This window comes from Plectonema radiosum NIES-515 (assembly GCF_025753815.1).
In the GTDB taxonomy this organism is placed as follows: Bacteria; Cyanobacteriota; Cyanobacteriia; order Cyanobacteriales; family Nostocaceae; genus Hassallia; species Hassallia radiosum_A.
Genome location: NZ_JAOWRF010000419.1, coordinates 1 through 2,722 on the forward strand (window position 1 = coordinate 1; position 2,722 = coordinate 2,722).

Genomic DNA, 2,722 nt, shown 5'->3' on the forward strand with positions numbered 1-2,722 from the left:
CCTTGCAGGATAGAGATGAGAATATCTTCAATCCCAATAAATTCCGGAAAACTTAGCCGGACATCTTTTCCTAGCATTACCTCTTCAGGGCGATCGGCAAATCGTTGAACTTGCTCTGATGTATCTAGAATACAGAAGTTTTTATCAAGTTCCAAGCGTTCAAATTTGCGTAAAGACAAAGCTTTATTAAAAATCCGGTCTAGTACCTGGTATTTCATTGTGGTGGGGGAATAGTTATTCAGGCATCATGACAAGGGCACAGCAAATCAACAGACTAGGAGATGATTAACTCCGTGCCTTCACACTCCAGAACGCCACTGGCTTTAACTGAGGCTCCTTAGGAAGTTATGATGTTTTAGACATACATCCTCCTCCCATAAGGACACTTGCACTCGTGCTGGCTCCTCAGCACCCAAAATTCAGCACCACTGATGATTCTATATCGCGTTTCCTAATCACTTGAGGTAAATCATAGCCCCCTCCACGAAGAGTGGAGGGAGTTGGGGGTGGGGTTTTGTACCTCAATCAACCAAGAAGCGCTATAAGCTAGTTTTTCAAACATTTGGTCAATACACAACCCCGTGGAGATAGAAATTGGAGAATTTCCTGTTTGCCTTTTAATTAGTGATGTGCCTGAAAGGGCAATTTTTCGGATAATTAGCTATTATTTCCTTATTTACCATCTGGGAGGGGGAAAGGGGGAAAGGGGGAAAGGGGGAAAGGGGGAAAGGGGAAGGGGGAAGAAAAATATGATACATGTATTTAAATAACTCTTTATTTCCACAGCTTTACCCTTTACCCCTCTTAAAAAAGGGACTCATGTATGGAGTTATTTAAAACACGCATAAAGTTTTTTCTTATATGACCCCTGTATTGAAATTGTTGGGAAAACGCCTGAATTTCATGCTTTGCATTGGGAAGCGTTGCATGACCCAGAGTTAACGCGATCGCTTGCGGTAGATTGTGTGATGGTGCGAAAAATGTCTCCTTCGTGGGGATTAGGAATGATTAATCTTAGTTCATCTTTAACCATAAATTGATGCTTTTTACCTGAATAAGGTTCATCAAAACCAAGCTGTTTCAGGTAATAAATTAAATCCCTTCAATTAATGGCACAAAAGGTTGGCATTAAGCCACATCCTTGTTAAACAAAAGAGTAATTCCATCTATTACAGGCAAAGTATGCCCTAATTGTAATCCTAAAACAATCCACTCTTCTAAAGACTCTTTTAACTCTTCTCGGCAGGCTTCAAGTGTGGAAGCATTAGCGTATAATCCTTTCATTCCAGGCACATATCCATAAAAAGTGCCATCTTCTAAAATTTCATAATTTGCCTGCCGCAAAGCTGCTTGAATGTACTCTGTCAACATTTTTGATGTTTGCTGATTTTTGTTCTATAGCAATCTTAGATAACTTGTCTCACATCTTGCACAAGCGCCCTAGCGATTAGAAATCGCGGCTATACAAACGAAGAAGCACAAGCGCCCTAGCGATTAGAAATCGCGGCTATACAAACGAAGAAGCACAAGCGCCCTAGCGATTAGAAATCGCGGCTATACGAACGAAGTCCGCCTACGCGGACTTAGGAAAAATCAAGGTTTTGAACCCGCCTAATCGCGGGTTTTGCCTGTGTAGCCGCGACTTCTAGTCGCCTGGTGTAAGATACTCAGATATCAAGTAGCATCCGCAGGTGGTTCTGTATAATCGCAAAAGATATTGAGTCCGATTTTGACCACATACAAAACAACAATAGTCGCGATCGCGACTATCGAGGGGTAAACCATGCGCTCCCGCTATCCCCACCAGAGAAACTATCAACCCCGACAGCAAAGGCGCACTCCCTGGATTTTTAGTATACTCGCTCAGTTGACCGCGAAAACCATCATCTCCGCAAAGTTCTTTACGCAGTGCTTTCAGCGTCACTTGCCAAAGTGATTTGCTACCCCTCATCGTCTGTGGTAGACCATTTTTTTCTGTCCATAAATCTTCATTCATAGCGCTCTAAATTGCCATTGTGTTTTTCTAAGTTATTTAATGCGTGCTGTGCGGGGTCGAAATCGTGTAAAGTCTCGCGTGCAAGATTGATTTCGTTACTTGTTAATTGAGCATCCATATTTATCCTCATTCCTTGTCACAATCTAAATAAAGGCAAGTTCGATGCATCTGACTTGACCCCGCTTCCATTCCTCTCCCCGTTGGCGTCAGCGTGGCGTCTTTCAAGCGGGGAGAGGCTTAAAAGCTTTATTTTTGTCTTGCTTCTCCTCCCTCTCCTACGAGGAGAGGGAGGAGAGGGAGGGAGAGGTTTATTCAACTAACGTTAAATAAAGGCGATCGCATATCACCGACAATGCAAATCATACAAAGTCTGCATACAGCCATTCTCGTTACTAACCTAGAACAATCCGAACACTTTTATGGCACAGTATTAGGATTGCCCAAAGTTGATCGCTCCCTAAAATACCCTGGTGCGTGGTATCAAATCGGCGAATCTCAACTTCACCTAATAGTCGCACCCACCGTCCCCACAGATAACCAAAACGAAAAATGGGGACGCAATCCTCATATTGCTTTCTCTGTCACCGACTTGGACGCAGCAAAACAGCAGCTATTAGATCATAATTGCCTTCTTCAACCAAGCGCATCTGGTCGTCCCGCTCTTTTCACCCAAGATCCAGATGGGAATATTATCGAGTTGAGTCAGGGGTGAGTGGGGGAGTGGGG

5 protein-coding genes and 1 pseudogene are annotated in these 2,722 nt (G+C 43.4%); 1 reads left to right on the forward strand and 5 read right to left on the reverse strand.

The genetic code is table 11. The features are described 5' to 3' along the window. The 5 genes and pseudogenes from OGM63_RS29450 to OGM63_RS29470 all read right to left on the reverse strand — a co-directional run. A pseudogene (locus tag OGM63_RS29450) lies at positions 1–218 on the reverse strand (PAS domain-containing sensor histidine kinase); the annotation flags it as partial. A gap of 683 nt (positions 219–901) precedes the next feature. Beyond that, a complete protein-coding gene (locus OGM63_RS29455) occupies positions 902–1,033 on the reverse strand; it encodes a hypothetical protein (RefSeq protein ID WP_263749311.1) in 132 nt (43 codons plus the stop codon). Between the two features lie 95 nt (positions 1,034–1,128). Then, complete coding sequence (locus tag OGM63_RS29460) at positions 1,129–1,371, reverse strand: type II toxin-antitoxin system HicB family antitoxin (RefSeq protein ID WP_263749312.1); 243 nt, start codon at positions 1,369–1,371, stop codon at positions 1,129–1,131. Positions 1,372–1,645: 274 nt separating this feature from the next. Then, entirely contained in the window at positions 1,646–1,996 is a 351-nt protein-coding gene (locus tag OGM63_RS29465; RefSeq protein ID WP_263749314.1) for a hypothetical protein, read from the reverse strand. Continuing rightward, positions 1,989–2,114, reverse strand: a complete 126-nt coding sequence (locus OGM63_RS29470) for a hypothetical protein (protein WP_263749315.1) — start codon at positions 2,112–2,114, stop codon at positions 1,989–1,991. Before OGM63_RS29470 ends, OGM63_RS29465 begins: the two co-directional genes overlap by 8 nt. Before the next feature lie 234 nt (positions 2,115–2,348). On the opposite strand from OGM63_RS29470, the gene OGM63_RS29475 reads away from it, so the two are divergent. Further along, positions 2,349–2,708, forward strand: coding sequence for a VOC family protein (locus OGM63_RS29475; protein WP_263749317.1), 360 nt, complete (start codon positions 2,349–2,351; stop codon positions 2,706–2,708). The last annotated feature ends 14 nt before the right edge of the window (positions 2,709–2,722 follow it).

Bases quoted from the DNA above. Each gene is read 5' to 3' on its own strand.
- OGM63_RS29455 (WP_263749311.1), bottom strand. From the start codon at position 1,033: ATGGTTAAAGATGAACTAAGATTAATCATTCCTAATCCCCACGAAGGA.
- OGM63_RS29460 (WP_263749312.1), bottom strand. From the start codon at position 1,371: ATGTTGACAGAGTACATTCAAGCAGCTTTGCGGCAGGCAAATTATGAA.
- OGM63_RS29465 (WP_263749314.1), bottom strand. From the start codon at position 1,996: ATGAATGAAGATTTATGGACAGAAAAAAATGGTCTACCACAGACGATG.
- OGM63_RS29470 (WP_263749315.1), bottom strand. From the start codon at position 2,114: ATGGATGCTCAATTAACAAGTAACGAAATCAATCTTGCACGCGAGACT.
- OGM63_RS29475 (WP_263749317.1), top strand. From the start codon at position 2,349: ATGCAAATCATACAAAGTCTGCATACAGCCATTCTCGTTACTAACCTA.